This is a genomic window from Aeromonas salmonicida subsp. salmonicida, from assembly GCF_001643305.1.
In the GTDB taxonomy this organism is placed as follows: domain Bacteria; phylum Pseudomonadota; class Gammaproteobacteria; order Enterobacterales; family Aeromonadaceae; genus Aeromonas; species Aeromonas salmonicida.
In genome coordinates this window covers 1-21,990 of record NZ_LSGW01000094.1, presented here as the reverse complement: position 1 = coordinate 21,990, position 21,990 = coordinate 1, and the positions used below count along the sequence as shown (strand labels likewise).

The window sequence follows — 21,990 nt, the reverse complement described above, 5'->3', positions numbered from 1 at the left end:
GTCTCCAATTGATGCGCACAGGGTAGCAAGTTTTCAGGACATAATCATGGTGCCGCTTGATGCTGTACGCCGTACTTTGTCCACAAGCGTGCCAGGGTTCCGCTTTTCTTCAACTCGGCCAGCCAGGTTTCCAGCTGGCGGGTCGAGATGTCTGCCGTCGGGCTGAGCAGTGCTCTCAGCTCATACTGCTGATCCCACTTGTCTGACCGCAGCAACTGGGTCGCCAGCTCAGGATACTGTTGGCTGAACTGGTTGAGGTAGGCAAGGTTGAGGATGGCCACCTCGCCGCGCTCCTTGAACAATCCCTGTATGGCGGTGGCACTGTCTTTCACCAGCGTGATGCGAAAGCGCTGCTTGAGCGCGTCCGCATTGGCATTGAAGTCGGCAAATCCATAGTGATAACCGGTGACGCCGATAAGCTTGCGCTGATCAATGTGTTCGAAGAACGTTTGATCACGTCCGGGCACTTTGAGGGCGACATATATTCCGCCCCCCAGCAGTAAAGGTGGGGTCATGTGAACTTGTTCCGCATCCCAATTCCAGCGGATATCCTCGAACAGCATGAGGGAGAAGCGGCCGAGTGCCAGCGCCTGATAGCGATAGGTGGCCGAGGTGGGGACAAAGACAAAACGCACCTCTTGCTGAACTTCGTTGAGCGCCGAGATGAGATCCAGCGTCAGTCCCCGATAGCGGTTCTCACTCTCCTTGACCACGAAGGGGGCATAGGGGTAACCCCCGACCCGGATCAGGGGATGGCTCCAGGCCGTGGAGCAGAACAAGAGTAACAACCAGCACCAGCATTTCATCGGGAGCACCAAGATGGTGAGATGATCCCAGATTCGGTTAATCTGCGCTGGTTTTCAAGCTGTTAAGGGAATTTGCACAGCGCTGCTCGGCGGCTTCCAGCTCTGCCATCACCATCTGGATATCCTCTAGTTGCTGGTGCAGGGATTGGCGCTTGGCATTGATGAGCTGGATCATGGAGTGGAGCTGGGTCTTGCTCGAGCGATCCGTGTCATACATGTCGAACAGCTCGCGGATTTCCGCCAGGCTGAAGCCGAGCCGTTTGCCGCGCAATGTCAGCTTGAGGCGGATCTTGTCCTTGTGGCTGTAGATGCGGGTCTGTCCCTCCCGGGTCGGGGTGATCAGTCCCTCATCCTCGTAGTAGCGGATGGTCCTTGGCGTGATATCAAATTCATGGGCCAGCTCCGAGATGCTGTAGGTGATCTCCTTGCCGGGCAGGGACGGTGGCATGGTAGTGACTCCTGTTAGTGCGAGGATGACTGGCAAAGGCGCATCCGCAGCCGCTCTGCATTGGCGTGGAGGGCCTGGCCGACCCGGGAGCCGTTGGGACGGCCGAGCCGCTCGCTTACCCATTGGCCGGTGGCCGCCAGCTTGTCCAGATCCACCCCTGTGCTCATGCCAAGGCCGTGCAGCAGATAGATCACCTCCTCCGAGGCGACGTTGCCAGAGGCACCCGGTGCGTAGGGGCAACCGCCGAGTCCGGCTACCGAGCAGTCTATGGTGCGGATACCGCGCTCCAGCGCCGGCAGCAAATTGGCCAAGCCCTGGCCATAGGTGTCGTGAAAATGGACCGCGAGCCGACCTGCGGGGATCTCGTGCAGCACAGCATCCAGCATGGGGGCGACCGTGCCAGGGGTACCGACTCCTATGGTGTCCCCCAGCGAGATCTCATGACAACCGAGATCAAGGAGTCGCTCGGCCATGGCCGCTACCCGTTTCGGGCGGGTCGGGCCATCGAAGGGGCAGGCGATGACGGTGGAGAGATAACCGCGCACCTTGATGCCGAGGCTGCGTGCCTCCTGCACCAGAGGGGCGAAGCGCACCAGCGACTCCTCCACACCGATGCCGATATTGGCGCGGGTAAAACCGTCAGAACAGGCGGTGAACAGACCAATCTCGTCAGCCCGGGCGGCAATGGCGGCCTGCAGGCCTTGCAAGTTGGGCACCAGGGCGCCGTAGCGGGTTGGCCCCTTGCGCGGCAGGGCCTTGAACAGTTCGGCTGAGTCGGCCATCTGCGGCACTCGCCTGGGGGAGACGAAGGCCCCCACCTCGATGCGCTGCAAGCCGCTCTCGACGAGACGGGCTATCAGCTCAAGCCGCTGGATAAGGGACAGGGCATTGGCTTCGTTTTGCAGGCCATCGCGCGGGCCCATCTCCACTAGGCTTACCTTGTCGTCCTGCATGCCAGATTCTCTTTTCATGTACTGCTCTCTTGCGTCTTCAGCGTGCTTTCATCGGCCAGGTCGGCATCGGTAAAACGTACCAGCACGGCGCCCTGACTCACCTGTTCCCCTGCTTTGCATTGCAGGGTATCGATCACACCGTCTTGTTCGGCTTTCAAGACGTGCTCCATCTTCATTGCCTCCAGTACCAGCAGGGGTTGCCCTTTGCTGACACGTTGCCCGACCTCGACCAGCAGTGCCACTACGATGCCATGCATGGGGGCAATGGCGCCCTGCATGGTGGTGCTGGTGTGATCATGATGGGTCTGGTGCGCGTGTTCATGGGGGAAAAAGCGAATACGTTGCCTATCCAGTTGCACCATGAAATCCCTCGCCCCAACAGCCTGTATGGGGTAGCGCTGCCAGCACCCTGCATGTTGCAGGCGGATATGATCAGCGCCCAGCGCATAGGGAATTTGCTCTCCCTGCCACTCAAGCTTGCCTGCACATTCGGTGAGGCTCAGTACCCGATCCTCCTCGCCGATCTGTACCGCCGCCGTCCAGTTTTTGCGTTGACCCAGACGAAAGCCGGATGCCTGTTGCCAGGGGGCACTGCCTGTACTGCGGCTGGCGAGCCAGAGGGTGGCCAGCGGCCAGGCAAGCTCGGGCACTGCCAATGGTTCTGTGGGGATGGGCCACTGGGTGTGATGGCGCATGGCCAGCACGTCCGGCTCCTGACACAGGCGCAGCAACAAGGGGCCATTGTGCACCAGGGGGCCGAGTTCCAGCGCACCCAGCGCATCGGCCAGTCTGGCAAAGGCTTCTGCTCGGCTCTGGCCGTGGGCAATCAGCTTGGCAATCATGGGATCGTAATAGGGGCTGACGTCATCTCCGGCAGTCACACCTGTGTCGATGCGCACCCCGTCCGGCCAGTGCAGCCACTCTATGGGGCCGCTGGCGGGCAGAAAACCGGCTGCCACATCCTCGGCATAAAGGCGCGCTTCTACCGCATGGCCGTGCAGGACTACCTCCTCCTGGGTCAGGGGCAGGGGCTTGCCTTCGGCGACTGCCAACTGCCAGGCCACCAGATCCTGGCCGGTGACACACTCGGTGACAGGGTGTTCCACCTGCAGGCGAGTGTTCATCTCCATAAAGAAGAATTCGTCCCCGCACAGCAAAAATTCGATGGTACCAGCCCCTCGATAATCGATGGCTTTGGCAGCGGCGACGGCGGCTTGCCCCATGGCTTGGCGCAGTGACGGGGGGATGTCGGGGGCGGGGGCCTCTTCAATCACCTTCTGGTGGCGTCGCTGCAAGGAGCAATCCCTGTCCCCCAGATAGATGGCGTTGCCGAGGCTGTCGGCAAACACCTGCACCTCCACATGACGGGCCTTGGGCAAGTAGCGCTCCAGCAAGACGCTGTCATCGCCAAAGGCGCCCAGCGCTTCGCGTTTCACGGCCGCCAGCGCCTCGTCAAATTCGTCGATCTGTTCGACCAGGCGCATCCCCTTGCCACCGCCCCCGCTGGCCGCCTTGATCAGCAGCGGCAAGCCGGTCAGCAATGCCTGCTCGCGCAGCAGCTCGAGGCGCTGATCCGTGCCGTGATAGCCGGGCAGCACGGGCACGCCGGCTGCCTGCATCAGCGACTTGGCGCCGGACTTGTCCCCCATGGCGAGGATAGCCGCGCCACTGGGGCCGATAAAACGCACACCACGCTGCTCGCAGGCGGTGGCAAAGTCGCTGTTTTCCGACAAAAAGCCGTAACCGGGATGGATGGCATCGGCGCCTGCCTGCTGGGCGATGCGCAGTACCTTGGCCGCATCGAGATAGCTCTCCCGCGCGGGGGCAGGTCCCAGATGCCAGGCTTCGTCGGCTTCCCGCATATGCATGGCATTTTGGTCGGCATCCGAGTAGAGGGCTATGGTGTGGATGCCGAGCCGACGGGCTGTCTTGATGATGCGCACGGCGATTTCGCCGCGGTTGGCAATCAACAGCCGTCTAATCGGCGTCTGGTTGGTCATGACGGCTCCTCACATTGCGTTGAAAAAGCAAAATGGGATCATGCGGGGCGGGTTTCCTCGCCGCGGTTGGCGATCTGCAGTCGCTTGACGGTGTTGCTGTGAGTCATGCTTCATCCTTGAAACGGGGGCGCCAGCTGGGGGGGCGTTTATCAAAAAAGGCCTGCATCCCCTCCTGGGCCTCGAGCCCGACCCGCACCCGGGCTATGGTCTCGACGGTTTTCTCTTCATGGAGGCGGGCGGTATGGCTTTCGATGGCGGCCAGCAGTCGCTTGGTCTCCTTCATCGCCTCCGGGCCGTTGCGACACAGGCGCATGGCCAGCGCGCGCCCTTCGGCCAGCAACTGCTCCGGCTTGGCCAGTTGGTGCGCCACATTGAGCCGGCAGGCGGTGATGGCATCGAAAGGTTCGGCGCTCAGCATGTAACGGCGTGCCTGGCGCATGCCCATGGTGCGCACCACATAGGGGCTGATCACCGCAGGTACCAGCCCCAGGCTCACCTCGGAGAGGCAGAAGCGTGCATCTTCGCTGGCCAGCACCAGATCGCAGGCACAGACAAGGCCCAATGCACCGCCATAGGCAGCTCCCTGCACCAGCGCCAGGGTGGGGAAAGGGAGCTCATCCAGGGTTTGCATCAGCCTCGCCAGTACCCGGGCGTCTTCTCTGTTGTGTTCAAAGTCGGCGTGAGCGAGATTGCGCATCCAGTTGAGATCGGCGCCGGCACAAAAGTGCCTGCCCTCGGCGCGCAGCAGCAAGGCATGGGGGCGTTCGGCGAGCGATTGACCATGAAGATGGGCCAGTTCGTCGAGGCAATCGAGCAGCCCCAGCATGAGCTCGGCATCAAAGGCGTTGTGGCGAGCGGGGCGTGACAGCACCAGTTCGGCCAGTGGCCCATGGCGCTCCAGGCGAAATCCCGCCGGAGGATCATTGAAAAGTGGATCGGACATGACGAACTCCTTACATCCGGAAGATGCCGTATTGCTCAGGTCCCGGCTCAGCACCCCGGCAGGCGGCCAGCGCCAGCGCCAGCACTGTGCGGCTTTGCGCCGGGTCTATGACGCCGTCATCCCATAACCGCGCGCTGGCGTAATAGGGGTGACCCTGCTGTTCATACTGGGCGATCACGGGCGCGCGGATGGCGGCGGCTTCCTGCTCGCTCAATACCTTGCCCTCAACGGCCAGCTTGTCCCGGCGCACCTGTACCAGCACACCGGCAGCCTGCTCGCCGCCCATGACAGAGATGCGACTGTTGGGCCAGCTGAACAGAAAATCGGGCTCATAGGCGCGGCCACACATGCCGTAGTTGCCCGCGCCGAAGCTGCCGCCGACGATCAGGGTTATCTTGGGTACCCGACTGCAGGCCACGGCGGTGACCAGTTTGGCCCCATGCTTGGCGATGCCTTCCCGCTCTGCGGTACTGCCCACCATAAAGCCGGTGATATTTTGCAGGAACAGCAGGGGAATGGATCGCTTGTTGCAAAGCTGGATAAAGTGGGCGCCTTTCTGGGCGCTGTCGCTGTGCAACACACCGTTGTTGGCAAGGATCCCCACCTGCATGCCACCGATGCGGGCAAACCCCGTCACCAAGGTAGTGCCGAACAGTGCCTTGAATTCGTCAAATTCGGAGCCATCCACCAGACGGGCGATGAGCTCTCGGGCATCGTAGGGGCGCTTGAGGCTGGTGCCCACCAGACCGTAGAGCTCCTCAATGGGGTACCGGGGTTCGTCATAGCCCGGGTCGCGCGAAGCGAAACCCAACACCGGAATCGTGTTTTCCCCCAGATTGCCAACCAAAGTACGGGCTATGGCCAGGGCATGGGCATCGTCTCGCGCCATGTGATCCGCCACGCCTGAGTGAGCGCAGTGCACCTCGGCGCCGCCCAGGGCCTCGGCGCTGATCTCCTCGCCAGTGGCCGCTTTGACCAGTGGGGGCCCCGCCAGAAAGATGGTGGCCTGTTCCTTGACCATGATGGATTCATCCGCCATGGCGGGTACATAGGCGCCCCCGGCGGTACAGAGCCCCATCACCACCGCCAGCTGGGGAATGTTTTGGGCGGACATGCGGGCCTGGTTGTAGAAGATGCGACCGAAGTGCTCCCGGTCGGGGAACACCTCGTCCTGCATGGGCAGGAAGGCGCCGCCGGAATCCACCAGATAGAGGCAGGGCAGGCGCAGCCGCTCGGCGATGGCCTGGGCGCGCAGGTGCTTTTTCACCGTGAGCGGGTAGTAGGTGCCCCCCTTGACGGTGGCATCGTTCACCACCAGCAGGCAGAGCCTGCCCGCAATCTGGCCGAGCCCCGTGATGATGCCAGCAGCGGGCACAGGCTCGTCATAGACCTGCCATGCAGCCAGCGCGGAGAGTTCGAGAAAAGGGGAGCCCGGGTCCAGCAGCTGATTGATGCGCTCGCGGGGCAGCAGTTTGCCACGGGCCTGATGGCGGGCGTTGTTGGCCGCGCCCCCGCCCTGGGCTATCTCGGCGAGCCGGGCATTGAGATCCTCGACCAGCGCCTGCATCGCCGCTTTGTTGGCGGCAAATTCCGGGCTGGCCGTGTCGAGACGGGAGTGTATCTGGCTCATGCGTTCTCTCCCATCAGCTCCCGACCGATGAGCCAACGGCGGATCTCCGAGGTGCCGGCGCCTATCTCGTAGAGCTTGGCGTCCCGCAGCAGGCGGCCGGTGGGATACTCGTTGATGTAGCCATTGCCCCCCAAGAGCTGAATGGCATCCAGCGCCATCTGGGTGGCATTCTCGGCGGCAAACAAAATGGCGGCGGCGCAATCCTTGCGACTGGTACGGCCCTGATCGCAGGCGCTCGCCACCGAGTAGACCAGGGCCCGGCTGCTGGCCAGACGGGTATACATGTCCGCCAGCTTGCCCTGTACCAGCTGGAACTCGCCGATGGCCTGACCGAACTGCTTGCGCTCGCGCACATAGGGCAGCACAACGTCCATGCAGGCCTGCATGATGCCAAGGGGGCCGGCGGCCAGCACCACCCGCTCGTAATCGAGGCCGCTCATCAGTACCCGGGCCCCGCCGTGCAAGGTGCCGAGCAGGTTCTCCTGCGGGACGCGGCAGTTGTCAAATACCAGCTCGCAGGTGCTGGAGCCACGCATGCCGAGCTTGTCGAGCTTCTGGGCTGTGGTGAAACCTTGTGTACCCGCCTCGACGATAAAGGCCGAAATCCCCTTGGGTCCGGCGCTGGTATCGGTTTTGGCATAGATGACAAAGGTGTCGGCATCCGGGCCATTGGTGATCCACATCTTGTTGCCGTTCAGCACGAAATGATCGCCATCGTGCTTGGCGGTAAGCCGCATGCTGACAACATCGGAGCCTGCTCCCGTCTCGCTCATGGCCAGTGCGCCCACGTGCTCGCCGCTGACGAGGGAGGGCAGATAACGCGCCTTCTGATCGGGTGTGCCGTGGCGGTGGATCTGGTTGATGCAGAGGTTGGAGTGGGCGCCGTAGGAGAGGCCGACCGAGGCGCTGGCGCGACTCACTTGCTCCATCACCAGCACGTGGGCCAGATAACCGAGGCTCACGCCGTCATACTCTTCCGCCACTGTGATGCCGTGCAGCCCGAGTTCGCCCATTTGGGGCCAGAGATCCCGCGGAAAGACGTTGCTGTGATCGATCTCGCTGGCGCGCGGCGCTATCACTTTCTGGCAGAAGGCCTCGACCTGCTCGGTCAGGGCGCTGAGGGTCTCATCCATCACTGCGTGCATCCTTGCTCTCCTTTGAATGGTTGGTTCTCACCCATCTGACAGCCCCTATGGTCGTAAACAGGGTGTCAAACTGGTCAGTCCATTTGTGAGTTAAGTTTACGTTAGCGTAAACGTAAATTGATTGTTAGTCTAAGGTAAATTTGTCGGGTGGCGGCTGCAAGGTGGCTCGTCCCCCTCCATCAACCGACCTCAAGGAGTGAGCGGCATGACAAGCCAATATCCATTGCAGCCTGCCAGCAAGGAGAGCAGGGCATGAGCAACCATCAGACCCAGTACGGTGATGTGCCGCTTTATATCGGTGGCGAGGCCTGTGCTTCCACGAGCGAGGCGTGGATCGAGGTGACCAATCCGGCGGATCAGAGCCTGTTGGCACGCGTGCCCAAAGCGACCCCGGCCGAGGTGGAGCGTGCGGTGCGCAGCACTCACGACGCTTATCTGCTGTGGCGGGATGTACCCGCCCCCGAGCGGGCGCGGGTCATGTTCAACTACCAGCATCTGCTTAAAGCCCATCACGATGAGCTGGCCTCCCTGCTGGCCCAGGAGACCGGCAAGAATCTGGCGGACGCCAGGGGGGATGTGTGGCGCGGCATCGAGGTGGTGGAGCAAGCCTGTGGTATCGCCAGCCAGACCATGGGGGAGACAATGGGCAACGTGGCGCGTCGGGTCGATGGCCACTCCTGGGTCCAGCCGCTGGGGGTCTGTGTCGGCATCACGCCGTTCAACTTCCCCGCCATGATACCCCTGTGGATGTTCCCGCTGGCGGTGGCTTGCGGCAACGGCTTCGTGCTCAAGCCTTCCGAGCAGGATCCGCTTACCCCCATGCGGCTGGCCGAGCTGTTCACCGAGGCGGGAGCCCCCAAAGGCATCCTCTCCGTTGTACACGGCGGCGCCGAGCAGGTGGATGCGCTGCTGTGTCATCCAGATGTGAAGGCGGTCAGCTTCGTCGGCTCTGCCCGGGTCGGGGCTCACGTCTATCGCACCGCCACCGAACATCTCAAACGGGCCCAGTGCTTTGTCGGTGCCAAGAACCACATGGTGATCATGCCGGATGCCAACAAGGGGCAGGTGCTGAGCAACCTGGTGGGGGCTGGCGTTGGCGCGGCCGGTCAACGCTGCATGGCCATCAGTGTGGCTGTGTTTGTCGGCAGTGCCCGCGACTGGATCCCCGAGCTTGCCGCCGAGTTTGCCAAGGTAAGGCCCGGGGTCTGGCACGATCCCGAGGCGGCCTATGGTCCCCTCATCAGCCCGGAGGCGAAAGTCAGGGTAGAGGGCCTCATCGAGGCGGGGATCAAGGAGGGGGCCGAGTGCCTGCTCGATGGTCGCTTCTGCGATGTGGCGGGCTATCCGGTGGGCAACTGGGTGGGGCCGACCCTGTTTCGAGGTGTGACCCCAGAGATGCGGATTTATAAAGAGGAGATCTTCGGCCCCGTGCTCGCCTGCCTGGAGGTGGAGAGCCTGGACGAGGCGCTGACCCTCATCAACACCAACCCCTACGGCAACGGCACCTCCATCTTTACCGGCTGCGGCGCTGCGGCCCGCAAGTTTCGCCACGAGGTGGCAGTGGGTCAGGTGGGGATCAACGTGCCCATCCCGGTACCGCTGCCATTTTTCTCCTTTACCGGCTGGCGTGGCTCTTTTTACGGGGATCTGCACGCCTACGGCAAGCAGGCGGTGCGCTTCTACACCGAGACCAAGACGGTGACCGAACGCTGGTTCGACGAGGATATCCCCACAGGCCCCAATATGACCATCAGCCTGCGTTGAGGGGGTAAAAGACACAGAACTTGGCAATGCAGACCGGCGCGAACCTGACCATCGGCTGCGTTGCGCGTGGGCCAGAGAGACAACAGACAAAGGACACAAGGAAGCGGACAAGATGGATTTTACCCTGACCGAGGATCAACAGGCTTATGTCGAGGCGGCCACCGCCTTTGCCAATGAGGCGCTCAAACCCCATGCCGCCCGCTGGGACAGAGATCACGAGTTTCCCATCCCCACCATCAAGCAGGCGGCGGCGCTCGGCTTTTGCGGCCTCTATACCCCGGAACAGTACGGCGGGCTCGGTCTGCCCCGGCTCGATGCCAGCCTGATTTTTGAGCGCCTCGCCATGGGCTGCACCTCCACCACGGCTTATCTGACCATCCACAACATGGTGAGCTGGATGCTGGGCAGCTGGCTGCCTGCCGCTGTTGCCGAGGAGTGGGTGCCCAGGCTCGCCAGCGGCGAACTGCTGGGCTCTTATTGCCTGACCGAGCCTGGTGCTGGCTCAGATGCGGCGGCCCTCAAGACCCGTGCGGTGCGTGACGGCGATGACTATCTCATCGACGGCAGCAAGGTGTTCATCTCGGGGGCGGGCAGCACGGATGTGCTGGTGGTGATGGCTCGCACCGGAGGCGACGGGGCCAAGGGGATTTCCGCCTTCATGGTGCCCGCCGACAGTGACGGGATTGTCTACGGCAAGGCGGAAGAGAAGATGGGCTGGAACAGCCAGCCGACCCGGGAGGTGGCCTTCAACGGGGTGCGCATTCCCGCCAGCTATCGGTTGGGGCAGGAGGGGGAAGGGTTCAAGTTCGCCATGCAGGCGCTGGATGGTGGGCGCATCAACATCGCCACCTGCTCTGTGGGTACCGCCCAGCAGGCGCTGGACGATGCTCTGCGCTATGTGCAGCAGCGCCAGCAGTTTGGCCACCCTATCAGCGAATTCCAGAGCGTGCAGTTTCGTCTCGCTGACATGGCCACCGAGCTGGCGGCGGCTCGGTTGATGGTACGGCAGGCCGCCGACAAGCTGGACAGAGGCAGCCCGGACAAGAGCGCCTGGTGTGCCATGGCCAAGCGTTTTGCCACCGACGTGATGCGGTTGATCATCGCCCGCCGCCTGCTGGCGGATCCCTGTCTGTCACTGGAGTAAGGGGGGGCGCTTGCTGGCGAAGCCCGGCCTGGCGCTGGCGTAACATATTATCTGCCTCCGAGACGTCATCAGGCTTTGTGAGCCAGCCGAAGGTTGGCTCCATTCAACCCTGTCATCATGGGGCAGTCTCATTCACAAGGACAATGCAATGACAAGGATCAGGCTCGAATATCACGGTCACGTGGCCTTTATCACCCTCGACCATCCGCCCGCCAACACCTGGACCCTGGCCAGCTTGCAGGCCTTCTTGCAGATGATGGTGGAGCTCGACAGTCGCCCCGATGTGGTGGCCCTGGTGATCCGCGGGGCGGGGGACAAGTTCTTCTGCGCCGGCGCCGATCTCAAGATGTTTGCCGATGGCGATCTGGACCATGCTCGCGAGGTAGCCGAGGCCTTTGGTCATGCCTTCGAGGCGCTGGCGCGTTTTCATGGCGTCAGCATAGCCGCCATCAATGGTTACGCCATGGGCGGCGGGCTGGAAGTGGCGCTGGCCTGCGACATCCGCATCGCCGAGCTGCAAGCCAAGCTTGGGTTGCCGGAAGCGTCCGTGGGCTTGCTGCCTTGCGCCGGTGGCACCCAGCGGCTCACAGAGCTGGTGGGGCCTGGCTGGGCCAAGCGCATGATCTTGTGCGGCGAGAAGGTCAGCGCCACCCTGGCCTACGAGATGGGACTGGTGGAGGAGGTGGTCAAAGAAGGTCACGCCTGGGACGCGGCGCACCAGATGGCCCAGCTGGTGGAGCGTCAGAGCCCGAGCGCCCTGCGCGCCTGCAAGACCCTTATCAATCAGGGGCGCAGTGGCCATCGTGATGCTGCCTTGCCGCTGGAGCGAAGCCTGTTTCTCGAGCAGTTTGCAGACGCCAACCAGCGTGAAGGGGTGGCGGCCTTCCTGGAGAAGCGCCCACCCCGCTGGCAGTATGAAAAATCCAATGGAGTGACGAATGAGTGAATCGGTACGCATAGAGACCCATCCCACGGCGGACGGCCATCATATCGGCGTCTTGACCCTGGACAGCCCTGCGTCTCTCAATGCCCTGAGCCTGCCGATGATCCAGGCTCTGCAGCGCGAGCTCACGCGCTGGGAGCAGGATCCCGCCGTGGTCTGCGTGCTGTTGCAAGGGGCCGGCGAGAAGGCATTTTGCGCCGGCGGTGACATCCGCTCCTTCTATTACCGCAGACAGGAGGAGAGCGAGCAGGCGCTGTTTGGCTATGCGCGGGATTTTTTTGAGCAGGAGTATCGGCTCGATCACCATATCCACCGCTACGGCAAGCCCCTCATCTGTGTGGCGGATGGCATCTGCATGGGGGGTGGCATAGGCCTGTTCGCCGGCGCCGACTTTCGGGTGGTGACCGAGAAGAGCCTGTTCGCCATGCCGGAGGTCACTATCGGTCTCTATCCGGATGTGGGGGCCAGCTGGTTTTTAAGCCGGATGCCGGGGCGACTCGGGCTCTGGCTCGGTCTGACCGGCGCCCGTTTCAATGGCGCGGATGCCATCGGACTGGGGCTGGCGGATCACGCCATCGTCAGCAGTGAGCGTGCAGCCTTGTTGCCTCGCCTGGCCGGGTTGGACTGGTGTGGCAGCCAGGCGCCACGGGAGCAGATCGATCTGCTGTTGAGGGGCTTGCAGGTAGAGGCAGACAAAGACCTGCCAGCGCCTGTGTTCTTGCCCCACAGGGCCAAAATTGACGCCCTGCTGGTCGGGCGCACCCTGCAAGGGGTGCTGGACAGCGTGTTTGATGCCAGCTTCGATCCCGATCTGGGTGAAGGGAGCCTGGCGCAGGCTCGCGAAATATGTCGCAGCGGCAGTCCCATCAGCCGCGCCATTCTGTGGCGCCAGTACTGGCAGGCGCGCCGCCAGTCGCTGGCCGAGGTGTTTGCCGATGAGCTGGCGCTGTCGGTCAATTGCGTGTTGAAAGGGGATTTTGTGGAAGGGGTGCGGGCATTGCTCATCGACAAGGACAAGTCCCCCCGTTGGCAGGCGCCGCAAGCAGGCACTGAGTGGCTGGATGCCTTCTATCGCTGGCCCGAAGGGAAAAACCCCCTGGCGCCTTGAGTCTTGGAGTGTAAGACGTCAGAGCGGATGAACGGACACAGGTTGCTGGAGAGCCAGCACGGCAAGGAGCAAACGAGATGACAAGGATTGGATTTATCGGGCTGGGCAACATGGGGGGCCCCATGGCCGCCAATCTGGCCAGGGCGGGGCACGGGGTCCGGGTATTTGACTTGATGCCGGAGAGTATCGCCAAGGCGATCGCCGCCGGGGATGCCCGCGAGGCGGTGGCTGATTGCGAGGTGGTCATCAGCATGCTGCCCGCCGGTGAGCATGTACGGGCACTTTGGCTCGCAGGCAATGGCGGACAGGATCTGCTGGCGGCCTTGCCAACGGGAGCCCTGGTGATCGACTGCTCCACCATAGACGTGGCGTCGGCCCGCCAGGTGGGGGAAGCGGCGAAGGCGCGGGGCATTCGCTTTGTCGATGCCCCCGTTTCGGGTGGCGTGGCGGGGGCGAGCGCAGGGACCCTCACCTTCATCGTCGGTGGTGAACTGGCGGATTTCGAGGCGGCCAGCCCCATTCTGGCCCACATGGGACAGAACCTGTTCCATGCCGGGGCGCTGGGGGCGGGCCAGATCGCCAAGATGTGCAACAACATGCTGCTCGCCATCCACATGGCGGGCACGGCCGAGGCGCTGGCGCTCGGGGTGAAGGAGGGGCTGGATCCGAGTGTGCTCTCCACCATCATGGGCAAGAGCTCGGGCAACAACTGGAGCCTGGAGCGCTACAACCCCTGGCCTGGTGTGATGGAAAACGTGCCCGCCGCCCGCAATTATCAGGGGGGCTTTATGACCCGCTTGATGGTCAAAGATTTGGGACTGGCCATGGCGCTGGCCGAGCATGCCCACAGCGCTGTCCCCATGGGGGCGCTGGCCCGTAACCTGTTCAACCTGCACGCAAGTCAGGGCCAGGAGAGCAAGGATTTTTCCAGCATCGTCGAGCTCTATCTGGATAAAATGCGGGATCAGTCCAAAGCCGGTTGATCTCGGGTGCTCTGCTCTCAACTCATTCACCCAATCATGTATGGCCAGACAAACTGGCAAGGAGTACCCATGGATATCAAGCAGAAGATCATCGCCGTCACGGGCGCGGGGCGGGGGCTCGGCCGGGCCATTGCCCTCAGTCTGGCCAGTCAGGGCGCCGTACTGGCGTTGATCGATGTGAATCGTGCGGATTTGGAGGTGACCGAAGCCGAGGTGCGCAGTCGCGATGGTCAATGCACCCTGTTCGTCTGCAACGTGGCGAGCGAAGCCGAGGTTGAGGCGACCTTTAGTGCCATCAAAGAGCAACTCGGCGCCTTGCATGGCCTCATCAACTGCGCCGGTATCCTGCGGGACGGCATGCTGATCAAGGTGAAAGAGGGCGCGCTGGTGGAGAAGATGAGTCTGGCCCAGTGGCAGGCCGTCATCGACGTCAACCTGACCGGCACCTTCCTCTGTGGTCGCGAAGGGGCCGCCCTGATGGCCCAGGGGGGGCAGGGGGGGGTCATCGTCAACATCTCCTCCATTGCCCGTGCCGGCAACATGGGCCAGAGCAACTATGCCGCCAGCAAGGCGGGAGTGGCCTCTCTGGTGGTGACCTGGGGGCGGGAGCTGGCTCGCCACGGCATTCGGGTGATGGGCATAGCCCCCGGCGTGTTTGCCACCGACATGACGGCGGCGATGAAACCGGAGGCAATGGCCCGCATGCAGCAGGCCATCCCGGTTGGCGCCCTGGGGGAGGCGCACCAGCTGGCCGACACCGTGCATTTTATTCTCGCCAATGACTATCTGTCGGGCCGCATGATAGAGCTCGACGGTGGCCTGAGACTCTAGTTTTGTCGCCCACCACTAGATGCCCCTGGCCGCTGGTACAGGGGCATTTTTATTGTGCGTTTGACTCGCGGGCCGGCCCGGCGGCGCTGATGGTCATCTGCATGCCCATGCAGGTCTGATCCGGAAAAACGGGGGCCAGGTCATGGAAAAATGTGAAATATCAACGGGTCTTTCTTAATTTGAACCAGCTCACAGGCACTCGGGGTCAGTACTGTAAAATTGCGCGCGGTCAAGACGGGGCATGATTGACGGTACGAGGGATTGCGGTCGGAATAGTCATGCAATATAGTTGCCGCCTTTTTCACGGGGTACGGATTTTTCGCCCCTCCCATATTGCGCGCAGTATGAATACGGACGCTCTGCCGCCGCCTAATCAAACAGGATTGAGATGGACAAGAAACTAGGGCTTGGCGCCCTCATCTCGCTGGTGATCGGCTCCATGGTCGGCGCCGGGGTCTTCAGTCTGCCACAAAATATTGCCGCTCATGCCAGTGCCGGGGCCGTTGCCCTGGGTTGGGCCATCACGGGTCTGGGCATGATCTGCCTCGCGCTGGTTTACCAGAATCTTTCCATGCGCCGCCCGGATCTCGATGGCGGTATCTTCAGTTACGCCAAGGCCGGTTTCGGCGATTTCATCGGTTTCAACGCCGCCTGGGGTTACTGGCTCTGTCAGCTGCTGGCCAACGTCTCCTATGCCATCGTCGTGTTCAGCGCCCTGAGCTACTTCTTTGACACGCCGGACAACGTCATCTTCGGTGACGGCAACACGCCGGTGGCCATCGTACTGGCCTCCATCCTGATCTGGTCGGTGCATGCGCTGGTGCTGCGCGGGATCCAGGTCGCCGCTCTGGTGAACATCATCACCACCATCGCCAAGATGGTGCCGCTCATCGTGTTCTGCATCGCCATACTGCTCGCCTTCAACATGCAGACCTTCACCCTGGATATCTGGGGCCACGACAACGTGGAGCTGGGATCCGTGATGGATCAGGTCAAGTCCACCATGAAGGTGACGCTCTGGGTCTTCATCGGCATCGAAGGGGCTGTGGTGGTCTCTGCCCGTGCCCGTCACCGCAAGGACGTGGGCCGTGCCACCGTGCTGGCGCTGCTCGGTGCCCTGACGCTCTACGTCATGGTGACTCTGTTCTCCCTGGGGGTCATGAGTCAGCCGGAACTGGCCCAGCTCAAGAATCCCTCTACCGCCATGATCCTTGAAAAAGTGCTGGGCCCCTGGGGCGCCTGGCTCATCAACATAGGTCTGGTGATCTCCGTGATGGGTGCCTTGCTTAGCTGGACAGTGTTGGCAGCGGAAGTACCTTACATAGCCGGCAAGACAGGTGTCTTCCCCAGTTGGTTTGCCAAGGAGAACAAGAACGGCTCGCCGCAGGTGTCGCTCTGGTGTTCCACCTGTCTGGTGCAGATCTTCCTGATCATCATCTACTTCCAGAGCAGCACCTATCTGGCGCTGGTCAATATCGCCACCTCGGCGGCGCTGGTGCCCTACGTCTTCTCCGGTGCCTATGGCCTCAAGCTGGCAATGAAGGGAGAGACCTACGAGGGTCAATCCCATCAGCGCAAGCGTGACCTGCTGCTGGCCCTGGTGGCCACTACTTATGGCTGCTGGCTGGTCTATGCCGCCGGTGTGGAGTACCTGCTGCTGGTGGCGCTGCTCTACAGCCCGGGCATCTTCATCTACTGGAAGGCGCGTCAACACCACGGGTTGCGCGGCCTCAACCGACTGGAGCAGGGGATGACGGCGGCCCTGCTCGGGTGCGCCGTGCTGGCCTTCTACAAGGTGATGGACGGTACCATTCCCTTGAGTTAACCGGCACAATGAAGAGATGGTCCAAGGGCCATCTCTTTTTTATGCGCGTGTTGGCCTTGGGGCCACTGCGCGGCCTCTGGAAGGAATGTTTATGCTGTTTATGGGTTATCTGTTGTTGGGCGCGTTTGCTGGCATGCTGGCTGGGCTGTTCGGCATTGGCGGCGGTCTTATCATAGTGCCCGTGCTGGTGGTGAGCTTCAGGGCCATGGGATTTGAGCCCGACATCATCACCCATCTGGCACTTGGCACCTCGTTGCCCACCATGATCTTCACCGGTTTCAGCTCGCTGCGGGCTCACCAAGAGGCTGGTGCGGTCGACTGGGTGATGATACGGCGCCTCGGGGTCGGCATGTTGATTGGCGCCTGGCTCGGTGGCATGACAGCCAACCAGCTCAGTGCCGGCACCCTCAATGTCATCATCGGCTGTTTCGCCTGGGCCATGGCATTGCAGATGGGGCTCAACCTCAGGCCAAAGGCGGAGCGCCATCTGCCCGGCCCAGTGGGAACCGGCATAGCGGGCACCCTCATCGGCTGGATGTCGGCACTGTTCGGTATCGGCGGCGGCTCGCTGACAGTGCCTTATCTCTGCTGGAACAGCGTACCGATGCGCAACGCGGTTGCAGCCTCTGCGGCCTGCAGCATACCCATAGCGCTGGCGGGCAGCCTCAGCTATCTCTACGCCGGTTGGGGCCATGCGGACTTGCCCGAGTGGAGTGTCGGTTTCATCTATCTGCCCGCCCTGCTTGGCATAGTGCTCACCAGCACCCAGTTTGCCCGGGTGGGCGCCAGGCTGGCACATCGACTTTCTCCCAAGCGGCTCAAGCAGGCCTTCGCCCTGCTGATGTTGCTGGTCGGGGCAAAATTCATGTTGTTTAGCTGACTCATTCGGCAGATTGTTGAAAAATAAGGCAAACGGTACGCCCGCAGGCAGAAAGCCATTGCAATGAAATGGGACTTTGCTATTCTCCTCGCCGGTGGTCCCATTGGTCCTCTCGCATTGATAACTCGTCAACCTGGTCAGGACCGGAAGGTAGCAGCCAAGGCGGGGGACTCGAGTGCCGGGATGTGGCTGATGGGGCCACCACCTGTTTCTGCCATTCCCGTTTAAGATCAGTAACTTAGCTTGTTGAAGGCAAGCTGTTTGTGTATGACTGTCACACAAACTGGCACACAATCCTCATAGGGGGTGCCATGTACTTACTGAATAGAAACGGCATTTACTACTACCAACGAGTGACCATGTGTAATGGTCGTCGTCAGACCTTCCGTAAATCCCTCAAAACAAGAGACAAGGCACAAGCCCAGCTCTTAGCACTTCAAATTCACTTCAATCATTCCAGCCCTGATGTGCAGCAAGCTGTATGCATCTCCGATGCTGCTTGCCGTGATGTCATGTCTAAACCCGTTGGGTTTGAAGCTGAAGCATCAACGACACAACATCCCCCGCTAAACGGGCACGTTCACATCCCTGCTTGCACCGGCAGCCCCTCCGGGGTCGAGTCCCCCGTTGTACCTTCCGAACACACATCACCAGACCAAGAAGAAAAGCTTTCCGGTCACGTAGAGTCATACATTACTGAAAAGCAATTGTCATGGGCTCCTAAAGAGACCAAGAACCAACAAAACTACATCAACACCTTTATTGAAAACGTTGGTGATAAGTGTCTGTCTGAGTACACAAAGGCGGATGCTGTAGCGTTCAAAACTTGGCTGTTGGGTTCTGGCAAGTCTCCGACCACAATCAATAAGTACATTCAAAAACTGAGTTTGTTGTTTAGTTGGCTTGCTGATCACACAGAGCAAACAACAGACATCTTTAAAGGCTTGAAGCTCAAGCGGGTCAAAGAGGTCAACGTAAGATCCGGCTACACAGATCCAGAGCTTAAACAATTCGATGTATGGGCCAAGGAGCAAGAGCCGTGGCGCATGTTCATCGCCATGATAGGGCGATACCACGGATTGCGTTCTAATGAAGCCTGTCAGCTCTACAGCGACGATATAGAGCAAGTTAATGGTGTGTGGTGTTTCAACATCCGAGCCACACGGAAAGATCAGAGCCTCAAGACAGAAGCAAGCCAACGGCTTGTCCCCATACACAGCAAATTGTTGGCTGCTGGATTCCTGGACTTCGTAGCAAGCAGGAAAGTGGGTAGGTTGTTCAAAGAGCTACCATACCGGAACAACAGCTATAGCCATCTGTTTGGGCAATGGTTCAGCCGTAACAGGCCAGTTGATAAAGACTTCCACAGCCTGCGGCACACGGTAGCCAGCAAGCTGAAAGCTGCGGGTATTCCCTTGCAATATGCGGCTGCCATACTCGGGCACACAAACAAGGCTATCAGCTATGATCGCTATGGTGGTGATGTTCCATTGAATAAATTGCAAGAGGCTTTAGAGGTAGCACTATGAAATCAATAATTACAATCATGTTATCTCTCACGTTCTTAGCCTCTGGGGCTGCTCTATCGGCCCCTAAACACAGTATAGGCTCGTCAATTCATATCTAGATGGGTCACATAAGGTATGTGTCTATGAGCGCACAGGGAGCCGTGGAGATGGTAAGGACGATGCCACACAAACAGTTAGGATCAATACACACAAAACGTGTCTTAAATTTATGTATTTTTAATTATTATAAATTGATTTAAAATTAATATGATAACTCTTTTATTTATTTAGAGATAAATATATTTTTCCGGGGCTTTGACAATCAACCTTTTATTTAATAATGTGGTGGAGTCCTTCGGGACTCCATTGTTTAATATTGAGCAATGGAACACTACATAAGAGGTAATTAATGAGTGATTTTATAATTGAACAATATAACAAGAAAGGACATAAAGTTGATGAACGCAAAGTAGGTGCAAGCTTTGATATTCATAATACAAATGAAATAGTATCGGTGCTTAATATTTATAATGGTAAAAAATATGATGTTACCATAAAAGACTCCCAGAATACCATTAAAGTCTTGCATAAAATAAATGCAAGTATCGAATACATAGTTATACATGGTGATGGAAATAAAGACTTAATCAGTGCGTGTTTTACATTCAACGATCAAAATAAGATACGTGAAGCATATAACTGCTTAGCAAAAATTAAGGGTTGGAGTTTGTATGACGAGTTGGCTGGTATCAGAGGTGAAGACAACACAATAAGTGATAAAATTAAAAAATATGTACTGAGCCACGGTGTAATAGAAATAAAATATACACTACCAGACTCATCACCTACACCAATATCATTATACCAATAAATTTAATGGCCGCCTATTTCCAACACAAACAAAAAAGGGGTGACACTGCCCCTTATAATAAATAGGGTGTCCTAATTTCTGGGTAGGGGTGTCCTAGTATTTAGGACAGGGTGTCCTAGAAACTGGGACTTATAATATTATATAAGACTATATAACACTAAATAAAACTATTAATTAAATTAGTAGGGCTCGCCCTGTCTGTTGTCGCTTATGCTCCAACATCCAATGTCGCCCAAACACACCAGTATATAAATTGAATGGATATGAAATTTATGTATTGGTTAATAATATAATATGTATATATAAAACTATGAACACAAACAGCCCATTCACATCCGTTCATTAACAGTATGTGTTAAAGACCAACATAACATAATGAATGAACATGAATGATTGTGTTGTGTCTAATATTATGGTATGTGTTTATAGATATTAATAGATATTAATAGACAGTCATAAATGCTCGCTATGCTCACTCATTACGACAGTCTCCCTATATGCTTCGTGTCCAAACACAATGACACTTGCCTATATGATAAATCTAAGATTCATAATATATACTAAAAAACACAGTATATATTATTCATCAAGATTTATAGTAACAAACATAAATAAAAACATATGTTGTGTGATATATCTGAATAGATATTATGTTGGTGTTCAGCGACAGCTAATTGTGTTGTGTGACAAGCTTTACGCCTCAATAGAACATGCTTAAATCGCGCTGTATTCAATTGTTGTGTTATAGGTAGGGTTGTTTGTATGGGTTGAGGGCTGCAATTGAAATTTAGGCTTAATTAGAGGCTTTAAATGCAAATCTATTTTTCATTGATTTGCGATTTGACACCTAAATTTATTGTGTGATATACTAAGTAGGAATTATTTGTGCATAACAAGCAAAAAGTTCTTGATTATTTTCTGTTTTTGTGATAATATATAGTTATACAGTGAGAAATGGGAAATAACTTACTTTTCTTGTTTGTATAACACCCACACATATTACCCATTAAATTATGCTTTCAATAATATTATTGAACGGCAGATTTTTGTTTATATTTTAACTATGAGGAACCAATGGCTTATTTTACAACTGATCAAGCATATACAGATTACATGTCTCGCTACGAATTATCCGAAGCAATTAAGAAAGCACAGCGCGCAGCACACCAAGCTACAACAGAAGCTCGTTATTACTTCTGGCGTGAAGTAGAAGAGATCTTGAAATCACATAAGCCATATAAGAAATCAAAAGCTAAATATCTTAAAAACAAAGAGGAATAAATTAATGCAACTGAATATTCCACGTGAGCTATTGCGATATGTTATGTCAGAAAGCCAGAAACAACAAGTAAGCGCACAGACAGTGATAATTAGAATGATCGACCACCATAAAAAATCCAATGATATTAATGATAAAGAGGAAACCGATGGAAAAAACAACCAAAAACAATAGCACTGAAAAAGAAACCGAGAATTTTACTACAGTTTGGGATTCTGTCCGCCGCGCCAAAACAGTTAACGGCATTCAATTCAAGCCAATCGACAAACTGTTGTATAGTTACTTGCTAGGCTGGCAAGTGTCTAAAGATGATCCAAACAATAAAAAAGTAACCAAGGTTAATAGCTCAGTCCGTGAGTTACAACAAGAACTTGGTGTTAGCAAAGGCACTATCGAGACTAGCCTAAAAACTCTTGAGAAAATGGGTCTGATAGTTATCAAGAGTGGCGGTGTTGGTTTTTCTAATGAATATGATGTCATTAAATTTTCTGATGTGGAATCAACAAATGTAGAAATCAAAGTTGATCAATTCATGGAAAATAGAAAGGAGTGGAGAGAGCAACATAGCCAAAAAACAGTTAAGCCTGTTGTGAAGCCTCTAAATAACTGATCCTAATAGTGCTACACCTTCGCTGTGCCATAGCCATTCCCGGGGAAAGGAGACACGGTATCCATGAAGTATTTCACTCGAGCCAGCAGGTTGGCCATCCCTCTGCATTGATGATTGCGCGTGATGGTTTCATGTAACTTGTGCCACAGCCGTTCGATGTGATTAACCCAAGGACTGTAAACTGGCTGGAATACCAGGCAGAACTTGGGGTTCTTCTTCAACCATCGCTCGGTCTGTTTGCTTTTGTGAATGATGTAGTTATCGAGGATCAGCGTGATGGTTTTGGCTCGTCGGTAGTGGTGGCGCAGCTTTTCCAGCA

General features: G+C 57.6%; 21 protein-coding genes and 1 other RNA gene. 14 read left to right on the top strand and 8 right to left on the bottom strand.

Features of this window, described 5'->3' with window-relative positions; genetic code table 11:
• Positions 1-44: 44 nt before the first annotated feature.
• The 7 genes from AXW79_RS17585 to AXW79_RS17555 all read right to left on the bottom strand — a co-directional run bounded on the left by AXW79_RS17585 (position 45) and on the right by AXW79_RS17555 (position 7,925).
• Entirely contained in the window at positions 45-806 is a 762-nt protein-coding gene (locus tag AXW79_RS17585; RefSeq protein ID WP_011898666.1) for a substrate-binding periplasmic protein, read from the bottom strand.
• A gap of 37 nt (positions 807-843) precedes the next feature.
• Positions 844-1,254 (bottom strand): MerR family transcriptional regulator, encoded by a 411-nt coding sequence (locus AXW79_RS17580; RefSeq protein WP_005315403.1) that lies wholly within the window; start codon positions 1,252-1,254, stop codon positions 844-846.
• Between the two features lie 14 nt (positions 1,255-1,268).
• Positions 1,269-2,207 (bottom strand): hydroxymethylglutaryl-CoA lyase, encoded by a 939-nt coding sequence (locus tag AXW79_RS17575; protein WP_005315404.1) that lies wholly within the window; start codon positions 2,205-2,207, stop codon positions 1,269-1,271.
• Between the two features lie 14 nt (positions 2,208-2,221).
• A complete protein-coding gene (locus tag AXW79_RS17570; RefSeq protein ID WP_005315405.1) occupies positions 2,222-4,207 on the bottom strand; it encodes an acetyl/propionyl/methylcrotonyl-CoA carboxylase subunit alpha in 1,986 nt (661 codons plus the stop codon).
• Positions 4,208-4,310: 103 nt separating this feature from the next.
• Complete coding sequence (locus AXW79_RS17565; RefSeq protein ID WP_005315407.1) at positions 4,311-5,150, bottom strand: enoyl-CoA hydratase-related protein; 840 nt, start codon at positions 5,148-5,150, stop codon at positions 4,311-4,313.
• A gap of 10 nt (positions 5,151-5,160) precedes the next feature.
• The gene (locus AXW79_RS17560) at positions 5,161-6,780 is read right to left on the bottom strand and encodes a carboxyl transferase domain-containing protein (RefSeq protein ID WP_005315410.1); all 1,620 of its coding nucleotides are present in this window, start codon (positions 6,778-6,780) and stop codon (positions 5,161-5,163) included.
• Complete coding sequence (locus AXW79_RS17555) at positions 6,777-7,925, bottom strand: isovaleryl-CoA dehydrogenase (protein ID WP_005315413.1); 1,149 nt, start codon at positions 7,923-7,925, stop codon at positions 6,777-6,779. The genes AXW79_RS17560 and AXW79_RS17555 overlap by 4 nt, the downstream gene beginning before the upstream one ends.
• Positions 7,926-8,177: 252 nt before the next feature.
• Between AXW79_RS17555 and AXW79_RS17550 the strand changes: the two genes are divergently transcribed.
• From AXW79_RS17550 to AXW79_RS17495, 14 genes are all read left to right on the top strand, one after another.
• Entirely contained in the window at positions 8,178-9,689 is a 1,512-nt protein-coding gene (locus AXW79_RS17550) for a CoA-acylating methylmalonate-semialdehyde dehydrogenase (protein WP_005315418.1), read from the top strand.
• A 112-nt stretch (positions 9,690-9,801) separates the two neighbouring features.
• Positions 9,802-10,833, top strand: a complete 1,032-nt coding sequence (locus AXW79_RS17545; RefSeq protein ID WP_005315421.1) for an acyl-CoA dehydrogenase family protein — start codon at positions 9,802-9,804, stop codon at positions 10,831-10,833.
• Positions 10,834-10,981: 148 nt separating this feature from the next.
• Positions 10,982-11,779, top strand: coding sequence for an enoyl-CoA hydratase (locus AXW79_RS17540; RefSeq protein ID WP_005315423.1), 798 nt, complete (start codon positions 10,982-10,984; stop codon positions 11,777-11,779).
• Entirely contained in the window at positions 11,772-12,884 is a 1,113-nt protein-coding gene (locus AXW79_RS17535; RefSeq protein ID WP_005315425.1) for an enoyl-CoA hydratase/isomerase family protein, read from the top strand. The genes AXW79_RS17540 and AXW79_RS17535 overlap by 8 nt, the downstream gene beginning before the upstream one ends.
• Positions 12,885-12,961: 77 nt before the next feature.
• Entirely contained in the window at positions 12,962-13,867 is a 906-nt protein-coding gene (gene mmsB, locus AXW79_RS17530) for a 3-hydroxyisobutyrate dehydrogenase (protein WP_005315427.1), read from the top strand.
• 69 nt (positions 13,868-13,936) lie between these two features.
• Positions 13,937-14,698 (top strand): SDR family oxidoreductase, encoded by a 762-nt coding sequence (locus tag AXW79_RS17525; protein WP_011898669.1) that lies wholly within the window; start codon positions 13,937-13,939, stop codon positions 14,696-14,698.
• 388 nt (positions 14,699-15,086) lie between these two features.
• Positions 15,087-16,523: an arginine-ornithine antiporter gene (arcD, locus tag AXW79_RS17520; RefSeq protein WP_005315436.1), complete on the top strand. Its 1,437-nt coding sequence runs from the start codon at positions 15,087-15,089 to the stop codon at positions 16,521-16,523.
• A 91-nt stretch (positions 16,524-16,614) separates the two neighbouring features.
• Entirely contained in the window at positions 16,615-17,403 is a 789-nt protein-coding gene (locus AXW79_RS17515; RefSeq protein ID WP_005315438.1) for a sulfite exporter TauE/SafE family protein, read from the top strand.
• 101 nt (positions 17,404-17,504) lie between these two features.
• Positions 17,505-17,601, top strand: an RNA gene (gene ffs, locus AXW79_RS17510) — signal recognition particle sRNA small type.
• 113 nt (positions 17,602-17,714) lie between these two features.
• Entirely contained in the window at positions 17,715-18,932 is a 1,218-nt protein-coding gene (locus tag AXW79_RS17505; protein ID WP_043144696.1) for a site-specific integrase, read from the top strand.
• A 388-nt stretch (positions 18,933-19,320) separates the two neighbouring features.
• A complete protein-coding gene (locus AXW79_RS23070) occupies positions 19,321-19,782 on the top strand; it encodes a hypothetical protein (protein ID WP_011898672.1) in 462 nt (153 codons plus the stop codon).
• Between the two features lie 1,074 nt (positions 19,783-20,856).
• The gene (locus AXW79_RS23065; RefSeq protein ID WP_129712391.1) at positions 20,857-21,063 is read left to right on the top strand and encodes a hypothetical protein; all 207 of its coding nucleotides are present in this window, start codon (positions 20,857-20,859) and stop codon (positions 21,061-21,063) included.
• Positions 21,064-21,067: 4 nt separating this feature from the next.
• The gene (locus AXW79_RS23220; RefSeq protein WP_157811028.1) at positions 21,068-21,235 is read left to right on the top strand and encodes a hypothetical protein; all 168 of its coding nucleotides are present in this window, start codon (positions 21,068-21,070) and stop codon (positions 21,233-21,235) included.
• Positions 21,210-21,671: an HTH domain-containing protein gene (locus AXW79_RS17495; RefSeq protein WP_043149412.1), complete on the top strand. Its 462-nt coding sequence runs from the start codon at positions 21,210-21,212 to the stop codon at positions 21,669-21,671. Before AXW79_RS23220 ends, AXW79_RS17495 begins: the two co-directional genes overlap by 26 nt.
• Before the next feature lie 11 nt (positions 21,672-21,682).
• On the opposite strand, the gene AXW79_RS17490 is transcribed toward AXW79_RS17495, so the two are convergent.
• A partial coding sequence (locus AXW79_RS17490; protein ID WP_211271106.1) for a transposase occupies positions 21,683-21,990 on the bottom strand: 308 nt, incomplete at its 5' end.

Bases quoted from the DNA above. Each gene is read 5' to 3' on its own strand.
- AXW79_RS17540 (WP_005315423.1), top strand. From the start codon at position 10,982: ATGACAAGGATCAGGCTCGAATATCACGGTCACGTGGCCTTTATCACC.
- AXW79_RS23220 (WP_157811028.1), top strand. From the start codon at position 21,068: ATGCAACTGAATATTCCACGTGAGCTATTGCGATATGTTATGTCAGAA.
- AXW79_RS17565 (WP_005315407.1), bottom strand. From the start codon at position 5,150: ATGTCCGATCCACTTTTCAATGATCCTCCGGCGGGATTTCGCCTGGAG.
- AXW79_RS17525 (WP_011898669.1), top strand. From the start codon at position 13,937: ATGGATATCAAGCAGAAGATCATCGCCGTCACGGGCGCGGGGCGGGGG.
- AXW79_RS17545 (WP_005315421.1), top strand. From the start codon at position 9,802: ATGGATTTTACCCTGACCGAGGATCAACAGGCTTATGTCGAGGCGGCC.
- AXW79_RS17495 (WP_043149412.1), top strand. From the start codon at position 21,210: ATGGAAAAAACAACCAAAAACAATAGCACTGAAAAAGAAACCGAGAAT.
- AXW79_RS17505 (WP_043144696.1), top strand. From the start codon at position 17,715: ATGTACTTACTGAATAGAAACGGCATTTACTACTACCAACGAGTGACC.
- AXW79_RS17580 (WP_005315403.1), bottom strand. From the start codon at position 1,254: ATGCCACCGTCCCTGCCCGGCAAGGAGATCACCTACAGCATCTCGGAG.
- AXW79_RS17575 (WP_005315404.1), bottom strand. From the start codon at position 2,207: ATGCAGGACGACAAGGTAAGCCTAGTGGAGATGGGCCCGCGCGATGGC.
- AXW79_RS17585 (WP_011898666.1), bottom strand. From the start codon at position 806: ATGAAATGCTGGTGCTGGTTGTTACTCTTGTTCTGCTCCACGGCCTGG.
- AXW79_RS17515 (WP_005315438.1), top strand. From the start codon at position 16,615: ATGCTGTTTATGGGTTATCTGTTGTTGGGCGCGTTTGCTGGCATGCTG.
- AXW79_RS17555 (WP_005315413.1), bottom strand. From the start codon at position 7,925: ATGCACGCAGTGATGGATGAGACCCTCAGCGCCCTGACCGAGCAGGTC.
- AXW79_RS17550 (WP_005315418.1), top strand. From the start codon at position 8,178: ATGAGCAACCATCAGACCCAGTACGGTGATGTGCCGCTTTATATCGGT.
- AXW79_RS17535 (WP_005315425.1), top strand. From the start codon at position 11,772: ATGAGTGAATCGGTACGCATAGAGACCCATCCCACGGCGGACGGCCAT.
- AXW79_RS17570 (WP_005315405.1), bottom strand. From the start codon at position 4,207: ATGACCAACCAGACGCCGATTAGACGGCTGTTGATTGCCAACCGCGGC.
- arcD (WP_005315436.1), top strand. From the start codon at position 15,087: ATGGACAAGAAACTAGGGCTTGGCGCCCTCATCTCGCTGGTGATCGGC.
- AXW79_RS23065 (WP_129712391.1), top strand. From the start codon at position 20,857: ATGGCTTATTTTACAACTGATCAAGCATATACAGATTACATGTCTCGC.
- AXW79_RS17560 (WP_005315410.1), bottom strand. From the start codon at position 6,780: ATGAGCCAGATACACTCCCGTCTCGACACGGCCAGCCCGGAATTTGCC.
- AXW79_RS23070 (WP_011898672.1), top strand. From the start codon at position 19,321: ATGAGTGATTTTATAATTGAACAATATAACAAGAAAGGACATAAAGTT.
- mmsB (WP_005315427.1), top strand. From the start codon at position 12,962: ATGACAAGGATTGGATTTATCGGGCTGGGCAACATGGGGGGCCCCATG.